The organism is Mycobacterium sp. (assembly GCF_036273375.1).
Lineage (GTDB): Bacteria > Actinomycetota > Actinomycetes > Mycobacteriales > Mycobacteriaceae > Mycobacterium.
In genome coordinates, this window is sequence record NZ_DASUHS010000083.1 from 1 (window position 1) to 14112 (window position 14112).

At 62.8% G+C, this 14112-nt stretch carries 13 protein-coding genes; 10 read left to right on the forward strand and 3 right to left on the reverse strand.

What is annotated here, in order from left to right:
• The 9 genes from VFW69_RS07185 to VFW69_RS07225 all read left to right on the forward strand — a co-directional run.
• On the forward strand, positions 1-1336 hold a 1336-nt coding region (locus VFW69_RS07185), incomplete at its 5' end, for an MCE family protein (RefSeq protein ID WP_526499608.1).
• 37 nt (positions 1337-1373) lie between these two features.
• Entirely contained in the window at positions 1374-2402 is a 1029-nt protein-coding gene (locus VFW69_RS07190) for an MCE family protein (protein ID WP_526499610.1), read from the forward strand.
• Entirely contained in the window at positions 2399-3721 is a 1323-nt protein-coding gene (locus tag VFW69_RS07195) for an MCE family protein (RefSeq protein WP_526499612.1), read from the forward strand. The genes VFW69_RS07190 and VFW69_RS07195 overlap by 4 nt, the downstream gene beginning before the upstream one ends.
• Positions 3722-3744: 23 nt before the next feature.
• Positions 3745-5085 carry a virulence factor Mce family protein gene (locus VFW69_RS07200; RefSeq protein WP_526499614.1) on the forward strand — a complete coding sequence of 447 codons (1341 nt, stop codon included), beginning with the start codon at positions 3745-3747 and terminating at the stop codon, positions 5083-5085.
• A 26-nt stretch (positions 5086-5111) separates the two neighbouring features.
• Positions 5112-6242: an MCE family protein gene (locus VFW69_RS07205; protein ID WP_526499616.1), complete on the forward strand. Its 1131-nt coding sequence runs from the start codon at positions 5112-5114 to the stop codon at positions 6240-6242.
• Position 6243: 1 nt separating this feature from the next.
• Positions 6244-7719 carry an MCE family protein gene (locus tag VFW69_RS07210; protein WP_526499618.1) on the forward strand — a complete coding sequence of 492 codons (1476 nt, stop codon included), beginning with the start codon at positions 6244-6246 and terminating at the stop codon, positions 7717-7719.
• On the forward strand, positions 7683-8417 hold the full coding sequence (locus VFW69_RS07215; RefSeq protein WP_526499620.1) for an Rv1363c family protein: 735 nt from the start codon (positions 7683-7685) through the stop codon (positions 8415-8417). Before VFW69_RS07210 ends, VFW69_RS07215 begins: the two co-directional genes overlap by 37 nt.
• Positions 8418-8479: 62 nt before the next feature.
• Positions 8480-9181, forward strand: a complete 702-nt coding sequence (locus VFW69_RS07220; RefSeq protein ID WP_526499630.1) for an Rv1363c family protein — start codon at positions 8480-8482, stop codon at positions 9179-9181.
• A 272-nt stretch (positions 9182-9453) separates the two neighbouring features.
• On the forward strand, positions 9454-10302 hold the full coding sequence (locus VFW69_RS07225) for an acyl-CoA thioesterase (RefSeq protein ID WP_526499622.1): 849 nt from the start codon (positions 9454-9456) through the stop codon (positions 10300-10302).
• 36 nt (positions 10303-10338) lie between these two features.
• Here the strand turns inward: VFW69_RS07225 and VFW69_RS07230 are convergent, their stop codons facing one another.
• From VFW69_RS07230 to VFW69_RS07240, 3 genes are all read right to left on the reverse strand, one after another.
• Entirely contained in the window at positions 10339-11568 is a 1230-nt protein-coding gene (locus tag VFW69_RS07230; protein WP_526499624.1) for a CaiB/BaiF CoA transferase family protein, read from the reverse strand.
• 37 nt (positions 11569-11605) lie between these two features.
• A complete protein-coding gene (locus tag VFW69_RS07235) occupies positions 11606-12388 on the reverse strand; it encodes a FadR/GntR family transcriptional regulator (protein ID WP_526499626.1) in 783 nt (260 codons plus the stop codon).
• A gap of 76 nt (positions 12389-12464) precedes the next feature.
• Positions 12465-13460 carry an LLM class flavin-dependent oxidoreductase gene (locus tag VFW69_RS07240; protein ID WP_526499628.1) on the reverse strand — a complete coding sequence of 332 codons (996 nt, stop codon included), beginning with the start codon at positions 13458-13460 and terminating at the stop codon, positions 12465-12467.
• Between the two features lie 194 nt (positions 13461-13654).
• Between VFW69_RS07240 and VFW69_RS07245 the strand changes: the two genes are divergently transcribed.
• A partial coding sequence (locus tag VFW69_RS07245) for a Rieske (2Fe-2S) protein (protein WP_526499632.1) occupies positions 13655-14112 on the forward strand: 458 nt, incomplete at its 3' end.

The window sequence follows — 14112 nt, forward strand, 5'->3', positions numbered from 1 at the left end:
CCTCACCTCCGATCGCTCGGGTCTCATCATGGAACCCGGCGCCAAGGTGAAGTTGCGCGGTGTTCAGGTTGGCCGGGTTACCTCGATTCATTCAGGTGATCCCGTGACGCTGCGCCTGGAGCTCTACCCCGAGCAGCTCAAATACATCCCGGCCAACGTCACCGCTCAGATCACCGCCACCACGGCGTTCGGGGGCAAATACGTCGATCTTCAGATCCCTGAAAGGCCGAGCCCCAAACGGCTGGCGTCGGGCGCTGTCGTGCGGTCACGCAACGTGACCACCGAGGTCAACACCGTGTTCCAGAACCTTGTCGCGGTGCTCAATCAGGTCGACACCCCCAAGCTGAACGCCGTGCTCACCGCGCTGGGCGACGGGTTTCGCGGGAAAGGTGCAGCCCTCGGTCAGGCCACCAGTGACTTCAACGAAGTCCTGGGGGCGATCAATCCTCGCAGCGAGACGATCCGTGCCGACTTTCGCGCACTCCAAGGGTTCAGCGACACTTACAGCGCGGCCGCACACGACATCGTTACGGTGCTCGACGCGGCCAGCTCCACCAGCGCCACCGTCAGCAAGAATGCTCGGGCCCTGGACTCGCTGCTGCTCAACGTCGTCGGGCTTTCTCAGAGTGGAATCAATTTGATCGGCCCGAACAAGGACAACCTCGTGCACGGCGTCAACTTGCTCGAGTCGACCACTCGGCTGCTGATGAAGTACAACCCCGAACTGACCTGCACGCTGGTCGGCGCCAAGTATGACTCCGAATTTTTCTCTGACGTGTCGGGCGGCCACAACGGGTATTCGGTCACCCTCGACGTCGCCTTGCTGCTGGGTGACGACGCGTACCGATTCCCCGATAACCTCCCGATCAACGGGGCCAAAGGCGGCCCCGGGGGACAGCCTGGTTGCGGATCGCTACCTGATGTCTCCAAGAACTTCCCGCAGCGCTATCTCGTCACCAACACCGGGTGGGGGGGCGGCCTCGACATGCGACCCAACCCCGGCATCGGCTTCCCCGGATACGTCGACTACCTCCCGGTCACCCGTGGAACGCCGCAGCCACCCAGCCTTCGCCATCCGGGCGGGGCGGCGCCTGGTCCGATTCCGTACCCCGGTGCGCCACCGTACGGAGCGCCGCAGTACGCGCCGGACGGAACACCGCTGTACCCGGGTCTGCCACCCGCGCCTCCGCCGGGACGACCGCGAGAAGCCGGCCCGCTACCGGCGGGGTCTGAGCCCTTCGTACCGTCAGCGCCGGGAGTGGTCCAACCGACCTGCGGCGTCGTCACCCAGGTGTGCGACCCGCTGCCACCGCCACCATATGTCCCGGGGCCATGACTGCCGCCGCCTTGAGAAGAGTTAGGGGAGCGCAGGCATGAAAGAGAACCTAACCGGAACACTGTGGCGCCTCGCCATCTACGTCGTCGTCTCTGTCCTGGGCATGTGCACGCTGGTCGCCGTTTTCGGGCAGCTGCGCTTCCAGTCTGAGAAGACCTACAAAGCGCAGTTTGCGAACGTGTCGGGGTTGGAGGGTGGGAACTTCGTCCGGATCGCCGGTGTCGAGGTGGGCAAAGTCAAGAACATCACCATCGAGCCTGACTCCACGGTCCTCGTCGAATTCACTGCGGCGGACAGGGTGGTGCTCACCGAGGGAACCAGGGCCGCCATCCGTTTCGCCGACCTCACGGGCGGCAGGTACGTGGCACTAGAAGAGGGGGCGGGCAATATCAGGCGACTCAGTCCGGGCGGGACCATCCCCTTGGCTCGTACCGAACCAGCGCTTGATCTGGACGCGTTGATAGGCGGTTTCCGGCCACTGTTCCGCGCACTGGACCCAGACCAGGTCAACAAGCTGACCGGGCAACTCATCGCGGCCTTCCAAGGTCAGGGCGGCACGATTGGCTCGTTTCTCACCCAGGCTGCCGCCCTGACTAACACTTTGGCAGACCGCGACCAGCTGATCGGCCAGGTCATTGTCAACTTGAACACCGTGCTCGGTTCGCTCGGCGGCCAAAGCGGCCAGTTCGCGCGTGCCGTCGACTCGCTGTCCGAACTGGTGGCAGGGCTTGAGGCTCGCAAGCAGGACATCAGCAACGGCGTGGCGTACGCGAACGCCGCCACTGGGTCGATCAGCGATCTGCTGGCCCAAGCCCGGCCGCCGGTGAAAAAGATTGTGCACGAGGCGGATCGGACGGCAGCGACCGTGCTGGCTGACCACGACTGGCTGGAAAAGTACCTCGACAACTGGCCCGACGCGTTCAAGATACTGAACAGGCAAGGCTTATATGGAGATTTCTTCAGCTTCTACCTGTGTGACATCGTGCTGAAGGTCAACGGCAAGGGCGGCCAGCCGGTGTATGTCAAGGTGGCCGGCCAGGCCAGCGGCAGGTGCACGCCGCGATGAAAACGTTCTCCGAACGCAATCCGTTCCTCATCGGTGCCATCGGGCTGGGCGTGGTCTTCACCCTCATGTTGCTCTCCCTGAACTACGACAAGCTTCCGTTCTTCCATAGCGACAGAACGTATTCGGCATATTTCGCCGAAGCGGGCGGCCTGGGGAGCGGCAACCACGTGCAGATATCGGGTTTCCGGGTCGGGCAGGTCGACAGCGTCGAGTTGGATGGACCTCGCGTGCTGGTCAAGTTCACCGTCGCCAGCAATGTCCGTCTCGGTGAGCGCACGGAGGCAGCGATCAAATTACGGACCGTGCTGGGTAGCAAAGTCCTCGAGGTCAGCCCTCGTGGTGAGGGTCAGCTGAGCGGACCGATCCCGCTGGAGCGGACCACGTCGGCCTATCAGCTGCCTGACGCGCTCGGTGACCTCACCGCGACGATCAGCGGTCTCAACACCGACCAGCTGTCGAAATCGCTTTCGGTACTGGGCAACACCTTCGCTGATACCCCACCCGACCTGAAGGCCGCGGTGCAGGGGGTGGCGCGCTTCTCGCGCACCCTGGATGAACGAGACGGCCAGTTGCGGACCCTGCTGAGTAACGCCAACAAGGCGACCACGGTGCTAGCCGAGCGCAGCGACGAAGTGGCCAAGCTCGTCCGCGACACCAACTCACTTTTGGCGCAACTGAGAAGCCAAAGCAGCGCGCTGGACCAGATTTCCAACAACCTTGCTGCGCTGGCCCGCCAACTCAAAGGTTTCATCGCCGAGAACCGCGACACGCTGAAACCAGCTCTCGACAAGCTCAACGGTGTGCTGGAGATCGTCGACAAACGCAAGGAGAACGTACAGAAGGCGCTCGTCGGGCTCAATAAGTACGCTCTGGGTCTGGGTGAATCGGTCTCTTCCGGGCCCTTTTTCAAGGCCTACGTCGTCAACCTTTTCCCCGGACAGTTTGTGCAGCCGTTCATTGATGCGGCGTTCTCCGACCTCGGCCTGGACCCGAATGTGTTGCTGCCCAGTCAACGTGCAGACCCTCAGGTTGGCCAGCCCGCGACACCGCCGCTGCCGATGCCGTTCCCGCGGACCGGCCAGGGCGGACCACCGCGGATGACGCTGCCCGACGCCATCACCGGCAATCCGGGCGACCATCCTTGTGGTCCGGGCGCAGCGTCGTCGGGTCCCGGCTGTTATCCCTACCGGGAGCCGCTGCCCGCGCCGCCCCCCGGTGGGCCGCCGCCAGGACCACCCGCGCTGCCGGGCCAGGGCGCGGGACAGTCAGCACCGTTGCCGGGGCCAGCGCAGCCAGGCGAAGGGGGTGGGTTACGTTGAATACCCGCAGTGCGAGGATCGGTGTGGCCATCGCTCTGATAGCGGTGCTGCTCGGCGGAATCGTCACCGTGGTACGGTCGGCCGCGGGGGTCGGTCGCACCACCGTCGTCGGATACTTCGCCAACAGCACCGGCCTATACAACGGTGACAGCGTCGTTGTTCTCGGCGTGCCGGTCGGCAAGATCGAAAAAATCGAACCCCAACCCGATCATGTGCGAATCACCTTCTGGTTCAACGACAGATATAAGGTGCCCGCGGACGTCAAAGCGGCCATCCTGTCGCCCTCGCTGGTGACGCCCCGGTCCATTCAGTTGACCCCCGCCTATACGGGCGGCCCGGTGCTGGCTGACCATGCGGTGATCCCGCAGCAACGTACCGCGGTACCGGTGGAATACGACGACTTCCGCCAGCAGCTGGAGAGGCTGACGCAGGTGCTGCAGCCGACTGCGCCGGGTGGAACCAGCACCTTGGGGGAGTTCATCAACACCGCGGCCGACAACCTGCGGGGCCAGGGTCCAGACATCCGTAACACTGTCATCGAACTCTCGCAGGCGATTTCAGCGCTCGGCGACCATAGCAGTGACCTGTTCAGCACCGTGAAAAACCTGTCCGTTCTGGTCTCCGCGTTGCACGACAGCAGCGACCTACTCCAACATCTGAATCAGAACCTTGCGGCGGTCACAGGTCTGCTCGCCAACGACCCCAACGAGGTTGCGAATGCTGTCCGCAACCTCAACGACGTAGTTGGCGACGTCCGAGGCTTTGTCGCCGAGAACCGGGAAGCGCTGGGTACGACGACGGACAAACTGGCGTCAGTGACTCAAGCCGTGAACGACAGCCTCGGCGATGTCAAGCAACTGCTGCATACCGCCCCAACGGCCTTTCAGAACTTCCTCAACATCTATCAACCCGCACAAGGGACGTTGACCGGTGCGCTGGCCTTCAACAACTTCGCCAACACAATCCAATTCCTTTGTGGGGCAGTTGAAGCCGCATCACGTCTCGGTGCCAAAGAATCCGCCAAGTTATGTGTGCAGTATTTGGCGCCGATTATCAAAAACCGCCAAGTGAATTTTCCGCCGTTAGGTGAGAACCTCTTCGTCGGGGCGGCAGCGCGCCCCAACGAAATCACCTATAGCGAGGACTGGTTGCGACCGGATTATGTTCCGCCGCACCCTGACTCCCCGCCAACGCAGGGCGACTCGGCACCGCCGGCCGCTGGGCCGGCCCCGGCCGACACCCCGCCGCCGGCAGCCGACGCACCGCCACCGGCAGCCGACGCACCGCCGCCTACGCAGGCGGCGCCAACGAACCCGGCCGACGGTTTACGCGGAATGATGGTGCCGTCCGGAGGTGCACAATGAACCGATCACCACTTTGGCGTCGCGCGATGACGGCGCTACTGGCAGCGGTGACGCTTACAACACTGTCCGGTTGCGGGTTTCGAGGTCTGAACTCAATCAGTTTGCCGGGGACCAAAGGCGGCGGTCCTGGCGCGTATACCATCCGAGCGCAGATGCCCGATGTGCAGAATCTGCAACAGAATTCGCGGGTCCGGGTCAACGATGTGACGGTCGGCAACGTTACCGACATAGAACTTCAGGGTTGGAATGCACTGGTCACCATGACGATCGACCGCGATGTCGACCTGCCCGCCAATGCGACCGCTACCCTCGGTCAAACGAGCTTACTCGGTTCGGTGCATGTCGAACTGGCGCCTCCCGTCGGGGTAGCCGCGCAGGGCAAGCTGAAAAACGGTTCGTTGATTCCGCTGTCGTCGGCCGGCGCCTATCCGTCCACCGAGCGGACACTGGCGGCCGTGTCACTGCTACTCAACGGCGGTGGCCTGGGTCAGATTCAAGACATCACCAAGACTCTGAGTACTGCTTTCAGTGGGCGCGAACAAGATCTGCGAAACCTGCTGAATCAACTCGATACGTTTGTCGGCTACCTCAACGACCAAAAAAGCGACATCATCGCCGCAACGGACCACTTCAACAATCTTGTCGGTCAATTCGCCGATCAGAAACCGATTATCGACAAGGCACTAAAGACCATTCCGCAAGCGTTGACGGTGCTCAAGGACCAGCGAGAGAACCTCTCTAATGCCCTGGACCAAGTCGGCAAGTTGAGCGCGCTCGCCGCCGACTCGGTTAACAAGACCAAGGAAAACCTGATCAAGGAATTGAAAGACCTTGGCCCCGTGCTGCAATCGCTGGCCGACGCCGGTCCGGCGCTGACCCGCTCGTTGGGCTTCCTCGGAACATTCCCGTTTCCCGCATCGACACTCAGCAACTGGGTGCGCGGCGACTACGCGAACTTGACGGCGGTCATCGACTTGACGCTGAGTCGGCTCGACGCGGGGTTCTTCACGGGCACCCGGTTCGAGTGCAATCTGACCGAGCTTGAGTTGCAGTGGGGCCGCACCATCGGGCAAATGCCCAGCCCCTGCACCGCAGGCAGCCAGTACAACCCTGGTAACCCCTTGGTCGTCCCCTACCATTTCGATCAGGGGCGCTGAGATGCTGCATCTGACCCGGCGCATCAAGATCCAGCTGGCTGTTTTCACCGTGATCAGCCTGAGCGCAGCCTCGCTCATGTTCTTCAACTACATGCAGATTCCGACGGTGTTCTTCGGGGTCGATCGCTACACGGTCACTGTGGAGCTGCCTCAGGCCGGCGGGCTTTACCCAGGCGGCAACGTCACCTACCGAGGCGTCGAGGTGGGTCGCGTGCAAGAGGTACAGCTGACCGCGACCGGCGCCGAGGCCGTGCTTCAGCTCAATTCTGATGTCCACATTCCTGCCGACCTGAATGCGCAGGTACACAGTGTCTCGGCGGTCGGCGAGCAATACGTCGAGCTGCTGCCACGTGGTGGGCAGGGACCGTCGCTGAAGAACGGTGACGTGATACCGATCGACCGCAGTTATGTTCCACCAGACATCAATTCGCTGCTGGCAGCCACCAACCGCGGCCTTGCCGTGATCCCGCGTGACAACCTCAAGACGGTGGTGGACGAGTCGTATACCGCCGTGGGCGGACTCGGCCCGGAGCTTTCCCGGCTGATCAGCGGAACGTCGAAGTTGGCGACCGACAGCCGCCAGCACCTCGATGCGCTTGTCAATTTGATCGATGGGTCAAAGCCGTTGCTGGACAGCCAGACCCAGTCAGCAGATGCGGTCCAAGGGTGGGCCGCCCATCTGGCGACGATCACTTCCGAGCTGCGCGATAACGACTCCTCGGTCGCAGGCCTAATACGAGAGGGCGGCCCGGCGGCCGCCGAGGCCCGGCAGTTGTTCGACCGGCTCAACCCCACGCTGCCGATCGTGCTGGCCAACCTGGTCAGTGTCGGGCAGGTAGGCGTCACCTACCGGGACAACCTCGAATCCTTATTGGTCGAGTTGCCCCAGGGGACAGCCGACATCCAAGCGACCGGTGTGGCCAACAAAAACACCAAGCAGGCTTACAACGGTGCGTTCCTGAGCTTCAATCTGAACCTCAACTGGCCACCCCCGTGCACCACCGGATTCCTGCCCATCCAGCAGCAACGCGCTGCCAGCTATGAGGACTATCCGGACTCCCCTAACGGGGACATCTATTGCCGCGTGCCGCAGGACTCGATGCTCAACGTGCGCGGTGCCCATAACTTGCCCTGCGAGACGCGCCCCGGCAAACGCGCGCCGACCGTCAAGTTGTGCGAAAGCGACCAAACCTACGTTCCGCTCAACGAGGGTTTCAACTGGAAGGGTGATCCGAACGCGACGTACTCCGGGCAAGGCATACCGCAGTTCAGGCCGGGGGAGGAGCCGCCTGGACAGGTCCCTCCACCATCGCCGCCGGGGCCGCCACCACTGCCGATAGCGGCCGTTCAATACGATCCCGCCACGGGCATGTATATGGGGCCAGACGGCCGGATGTACACCCAGACCGACCTAGCCGGCGGTACTAAGAAAGGGCAAACATGGCAAAGCATGCTGATGCCACCCAAGAGAAATTGAGCGAGTCGGACCCGGCGGCGGCAACGTTCCCATCGGCCGGTCCCTCAGACGAGGGTTCATCGGAAGCGGTCACTGCTGATGAGACGATCGCTGAGGCGCCCGCTTCGGACAACCCCGTAGTGGAGGAGCAGGCCGACGAGGTCGAGGATTACGACGCCTCGGTTGATGACGCTGCCGAACCGGATGCCGAACCCGCTGCGCCGGCGAAGAAACCAATCTCGCCTACGCGATTGGCGACAGCCTTCGGGTTGGTCGCGGTGATCGGATTGGCCGCGCTCGGGGGCTGGTTCGGATATCAGACATATCAGTCACACCAGGCCCAACAACAGCGCGAATTGCTAGTTCGCATCGGCAGGCAAGGCGCGCTGAACCTGACGACAATCGACTGGCAGCACGCCGATGCCGACGTCCAGCGCATCCTCGACTCAGCGACGGGCACTTTCTACGACGACTTCTCTCATCGATCCAAGCCCTTCATCGACGTCGTCAAGAAAGCACAGTCGAAATCGGTCGGGACCATTACCGAGGCGGGTCTGGAGTCGCAAACAGGCAATGAAGCCCAAGTGCTGGTCGCGGTGTCCGTCAAGACCTCGAATCTCGGTGCGGCCGAACAGGGCCCGCGACACTGGCGGATGCGAATCATCGTGCAGAAGGTCGGAGACGAGCTGAAAGTCTCCAACGTCGCGTTCGTACCATGACGGGGCCGCACCCTGGCCAGCGCCGACGACTAAGCCCAAGAACCAGAGAAGGAACCATCGCAGTGCCGGTTACATCCGATTCCGCCGTAGAGCAGGACCAAGCGCAGGTCGATGAGCAGACCACTCAGCAAATCGATACTGAGACAGACGAAGCCGACGAAGCCGGAGACGGCACGAACACGGCCGATATCGAGGACGTTGCCGAACCGGAGGACGCATCCGGCGACGATCCTGAAACGGAAGATCCCAAAGACATTGAATCCCAGCCGCGTAAGCGCCGGATCAACTGGTCGCGACTGCTGGTCTTCGGGGTGCTGCCTATACTGGCTTTGCTGATCGCGGCGGCCACCGGCTTCCTCAAGTGGCAAGACGCGTGGAACCGCGGCTCCGGGACCGCCGACATGGAGTCGGTTGCAGCGGCCAAGGAATCCACCGTTGCGATACTTTCCTACCAACCCGACAACGTCGAAAAGAATCTCGGCGCCGCCCGCGATCGGCTGACCGGGAAGTTCAAGGACTCCTACACTCAGTTGGTTCATGACGTGGTGATACCGGGCTCCAAGAAAGACCATATCTCTGCGATCGCCACCGTCCCCGCCGCTGCCTCGGTATCGGCAAACCCAAACCACGCGGTCGCGCTGGTGTATGTCAACCAGACTGTGACCGTTGGCAACGATGCACCTACCGACACCGCATCTACCGTCCGGGTGACGATGGACAAGGTCGAAAACCGTTGGCTGATTTCCTCATTCGACCCAGTTTGAGGCCGCGATGACACAGGCAGATATCATCTGCGGGTCTGACTGGGTCATCAACCGTGACATGGCCCTCGGATGAGCTGCACTACAATGGTTTTGATCTTAGGAGCGGATGCACATGCGATGCGTTGGCTCAGCCCCGCGATGTCGTTCGCACCCTACGAATTTGCATGAATAGCTTTTCCTTTGGAATCACTGGCTTTCCGCGGCAAGAACGGTCCGTCGCGAACTGCCGTGCCGCTGGGAGCGGCCGGCGGCGGCGTGCTTAGCTTGCCTACATGATCTCGACGCTCGAGGACGTGCTGAGTCTGCTGGTCCTGCAGCAGATCGATGACGCGTCGTTCGTGGGCACTCAACCCGACACTCCCAACCACCACATCATCGGAAGCCAGGTCGCCGCTCAGGCGTTGATGGCGGCCGGCCGGACGACACCCGGGCGCCTGCCGCACAGCATGCACATGTACTTTCTGCGGCGTGGTGACGCACGGCAGCCGATCCAGTATGACGTGACCCCGCTACGTGACGGCGGCACGATCTCCTCGCGTCGGGTCACCGTGAGCCAGGCGGGTGTCGTCCTCTTCGAGGCGCTCACCTCGTTCACAGTCATTGCCGACGATGTCGACTGGCAACGAAGAATGCCGGACGTGCCTGGGCCGGACGCTGTCCGTGGACTCGAGGATCTATTGACGCCCTACGCCGAGGAATTCGGCGACTGGCGGCCGCAGCAACGTCCATTCACCATGCGATATCTCGACGCACCGCCGCGGGTCGCCCTTGACCTCTGCGATACGCCGCCGCCGCGACTGCGGATCTGGCTTCACGCCAACGGCGCGGTCTCCGACGATCCGATGGTAAATAGTTGTGTGGTGGCCTACCTCAGCGCGCTGACCCTGCTCGAGTGTGCGATGACGACGATGCGCACCACACCAATGGGGCCTCGGCTCTCGGCGTTGGTCGACCACACCATCTGGTTTCACCGTGTTGCCGATTTTACTGATTGGCTACTCTTCGACCAGTTCTCGCCCAGTGTTGTGGGCCGCCGCGGTTTGGCCACCGGGACCCTGTACAACCGCTCCGGCGAATTAGTGTGTGTCGCAACCCAGGAGGGTTACTTCGCCGAGCAGTGACAGCGCAGCGGATCAACGGCGTTGGCAGCGCAGAGATTACGTGATCGCGCCCGCAACCTTGAGTTCAATGAGACGGTCGTCGTCGATGCCTAGGTCGCGCAGTACTGCGTCGGTGTGCTCCGCGAATTGCGGCGCCCTGGCCAGGCTTGCCGGAGCGTCGTCGAACCGCACCGGGCTGGCAACCAACTTCTGCGGATGACCTTCGGCATCGACGATTTCGGCGATGCGACCGTTGGCGGTCAGTGCTTCGTCATTGGCTATTTCCCAGGCGTCCTGCACCGGGGCCCATTGCCCTCTGCCCTTGCGTAATAGGTCTTGGCACTCTGCGAAGGTCAAACTGCCGATCACTTCCTGAACGATTCGTTGCGCAGTTTCGCTGTGCTCGGCCATCTCCTCGATCGTTGTGAACCGCGGATCTTCGGCGAGATCGTGCAGACCCATCAACTGGCAGAATTCTGGCCAATATCGCGTCGGCTGCAGCATCGATAACTGAACGAACCTTCCGTCAGCCGTCTTGTAGGCGCCGGTGAGCGGGTTGCCCGGCGCTTGAGTTCGGCGCTCTACCTTGGGCAGTGGACCGCCCATCAGCATGGCCATGTTCACGCTGAATTGGGTTGCCCACGCGCCGACGGCAAGCAGTGAGACGTCGAGCACCGATGGTTCACCGGTGGCCTGTCTGCCGAACAGGGCCGCCGCCACGCCTCCGGCAATGGTGATCCCGCCGATATTGTCTCCGTAAGCCCCGGCGGGCATGAACGGGGTGTGTTCGGCATCGGGCGACGTGAGGCCGTCGGCGCTGCCGCCGCGGGCCCAGAACGCCGTCGCATCGTAGGCTCCGGCATCGCGGTCAGGCCCGTTGGACCCGAAGCCGTTGCCGACGACATAAATAATGTCGGGGTTGACGCGGCGGACGTCGTCAACGTCGATGGACAGTTTCTTCCGCGACGATGGCAGGTAATTCGTCAGGAACACATCACTTCGCCGGATCAGCTCGTCGATGAGAGGACGCGCCTCGGAATTGTCGAGGGCCAACCCGACACTGCGCTTTCCGCGGTTCGGCGCCTCCATGATCGGCGCGAACGACGATCCGGGTACCGTCGCCGCGGCGCCCAACACCTTGACCAACCCGCGCTGGGCGTCGCCGGTGACAGGATGTTCGATCTTCACCACGTCGGCGCCCCAGTCGGCGAGCACAGCGCCCGCCGAAGGAACGAAGGTGAACTGGGCGACCTCCAGCACGCGAACTCCGTCGAGCGGTTTACGCATCAGCTGCCCTTCAACTAAGGGTGGGCGCGGTGCCCACTCAGTGCATGATGTCTCGGACCTTCGTCTTCTCGTAGCCCTTGAGCAGCGCTGCGCTGGCGTTCTCCATGTGTCGACGCCAATGCGCCTCGGCCTCAGCGCCGTCCCGAGCGGCCACCAAGTCGGCGAGTCGCCGATATGACCGCATCAGCTTGGTGTACTGGGCCTTGGGCACGACGTTCTGAACGCTGAGAAATGCTGCGGTCATGTGCTTTTCGAAGATTTCGTGCAGCATGCCGACGATCACGGTCAGGGTCGCGTTGCCCGATAGCTCGACCAGTCGGCGGTGCAATGCGGTGGAGGCGGCGCCCAGCGTGCCCGCCTCCCACGCGTGGGGTACTTCCTCGATGAGTTCGTGTAACTCGCGGTGCGCCGCCGCCGTGCCATCTTCTGCGAGCAGTCGGGCCGCATACGGTTCAATACCCATCCTTGCCGTCATCACGTCCGCGAGCGTCGTCCCCGCCATCTCGAGCAGGAAGCCCGCCGGCCGCGCGACGATCTCGGGGCCCGGGACGCGAACCCGGGCGCCGGTGCGTGAGCCGCGGCGCACCTCCACGAGGCGGTCGGACTCCAAGACTCGCACTGCTTCTCGCAGCGATGGCCGGCTGACCTGGAAGTGATCCATCAGTTCGGCTTCGTATGGCAGGAAGTCGCCGTCTTTGAGCTGTCCCTCGACGATCATCCGCCGTAACGTGTCCGCCACGATTTCGGCCGTCTTGGGCGACCGCACCGCACCGTTGTTCTCTGACGCGGTCATCGGCGCGAGTGGTTCCCGTTTGGGCATCGCGACCTCCTGAAGCTCGACATGTACTACTCAGTACACCATGTAGGGCGCCGATCCGGGACATCTGCGGCGTGCCTCAGGGCAGCTGCGATAGAACGCGGGCCGCGGCTGCGCCATAGCCGGCACGTCGTCGGCGTCCGACCAGGAAGCTTGGCGGTGACGCAAACGCCATGTCGGGCAGTCGTTTGCGAGTCGCAAGCATTTCGCGCGCCTGTGTGTCGTCGCCGCAGATCGCGATCGACCACAGCATATCGTCCGTGACGTGGTCGGCGATCGTTTCGGGCCGGCCGCTGCGGAAGGCCAACCGGATCTGGGCGACCTCGTCGGTCCAGCCGTGCAGTTCGACCAGTGAGTCGTAAGTTTTCACGGTGAAGTAGAAGGCGATCTGAAGCTTTGCGTCCCGAACTGCCCGGGCCGGGTCGTCGTTGTCGATCGCGGTGATCAGCCAACCCCAGCGGCGTAGCTCGGCCGCGTCACGTCCGCTTGATTCGGCGCCGCGGGCCAATTCGGGCTCGACGAACTCGGTCCACCACCTATCGGTGAACAAGCCGTGCCCCAGCACGCCGTCGGCAGACCGACCCACCGTCCGCAACATCATCTTGTTGAAGGCGCCGATCAAAATAGGCACGTCCAGCCGGCCGAGCACTGGTGCACGGATGTCGGCGTCAACAGTGTAGAAGCGGCCCTCGTAGCGGACGCGTTCGCCGTTCTCGGCGTGCAGGAACGCCCTGATCACCTGGATCAGTTCGGCCATCCGGGGGGCGGGGTGCGTGGCGTCGACACCGAACCAGTCCCTGTTCATCCTTGAGGTTCCCGACCCAAGTCCCAGAAAGACCCTGCCCGGGGCGAGTGTGGACAGATGTCGGACCGCAGCGGCGTGCACGAACGGGGACCGGGCGAATGCATATGCAATCCCCGGGCCGATCTTCGCCTGCGAGGTACCGAGGGCCATCTCAGTCGCGGTTATATAAGCGTTCAGGTCGGCGAACTCACCCGCGCAAAACGCCTGTGCCCCGGCGGTCTCGGCCTGGGTGGCTAGCGCGGATCCTGGCCATGGCAGACCCCACTCCATCTGTCCTCACATCCGTCGCTTAGCACATCACTAACTTAGTAAGATATGTGATTGTACGTCCTGATGCGTGGACATGCCATCGCCTGGTCGGTCAGCCCTTTTAGACAAAAGTGTCAAAAATCGGGTAGCCTCGAGATAGTGCTGCCGCCAGGAGTCGGGGAAGGGGCGTTCAGATCGTGCAAACCTTGCCGAGCATGCTGCCCACCGGTTGGTTTCAGGTCGCCTGGAGTGCCGACATCGCCATCGCCGACGTAGTCCCGATGCATTACTTCGGCCGGGATCTGGTCGCATTCCGGCAGCTGAACGGGGTGGTGAAGGTGCTGGACGCGCACTGCCAACACCTTGGCGCGAGCCTGGCCCACGGTGGCTGTGTGGTCGAACAAGGCATCCAGTGCCCTTTTCACGGCTGGGTGTGGAACGGCGCCGGACGCAACGTCCACATTCCGTACCAGGATCGGCCCAATAAGGCGAGACGAGTACGTTCCTACCCGGTCGCGGAGCTCAACGACTCGATCTTGATCTGGCATGACGGCACGGGCAGGGAACCACTGTGGGAGGCGCCTGACGCCTTCGCGGTACTCGGCGATCACGTCCGGTCGCGGCGGTTCCACCCGTTGGGTGCCGATTGTCGGACGCGGCACGAGCGCGTGAA

Excerpts from the sequence above, each read along its gene's own strand:
- VFW69_RS07190 (WP_526499610.1), top strand. The coding sequence starts at position 1,374 with ATGAAAGAGAACCTAACCGGAACACTGTGGCGCCTCGCCATCTACGTC.
- VFW69_RS07195 (WP_526499612.1), top strand. The coding sequence starts at position 2,399 with ATGAAAACGTTCTCCGAACGCAATCCGTTCCTCATCGGTGCCATCGGG.
- VFW69_RS07205 (WP_526499616.1), top strand. The coding sequence starts at position 5,112 with ATGACGGCGCTACTGGCAGCGGTGACGCTTACAACACTGTCCGGTTGC.
- VFW69_RS07210 (WP_526499618.1), top strand. The coding sequence starts at position 6,244 with ATGCTGCATCTGACCCGGCGCATCAAGATCCAGCTGGCTGTTTTCACC.
- VFW69_RS07215 (WP_526499620.1), top strand. The coding sequence starts at position 7,683 with ATGGCAAAGCATGCTGATGCCACCCAAGAGAAATTGAGCGAGTCGGAC.
- VFW69_RS07225 (WP_526499622.1), top strand. The coding sequence starts at position 9,454 with ATGATCTCGACGCTCGAGGACGTGCTGAGTCTGCTGGTCCTGCAGCAG.
- VFW69_RS07230 (WP_526499624.1), bottom strand. The coding sequence starts at position 11,568 with ATGCGTAAACCGCTCGACGGAGTTCGCGTGCTGGAGGTCGCCCAGTTC.
- VFW69_RS07235 (WP_526499626.1), bottom strand. The coding sequence starts at position 12,388 with ATGCCCAAACGGGAACCACTCGCGCCGATGACCGCGTCAGAGAACAAC.
- VFW69_RS07240 (WP_526499628.1), bottom strand. The coding sequence starts at position 13,460 with ATGGAGTGGGGTCTGCCATGGCCAGGATCCGCGCTAGCCACCCAGGCC.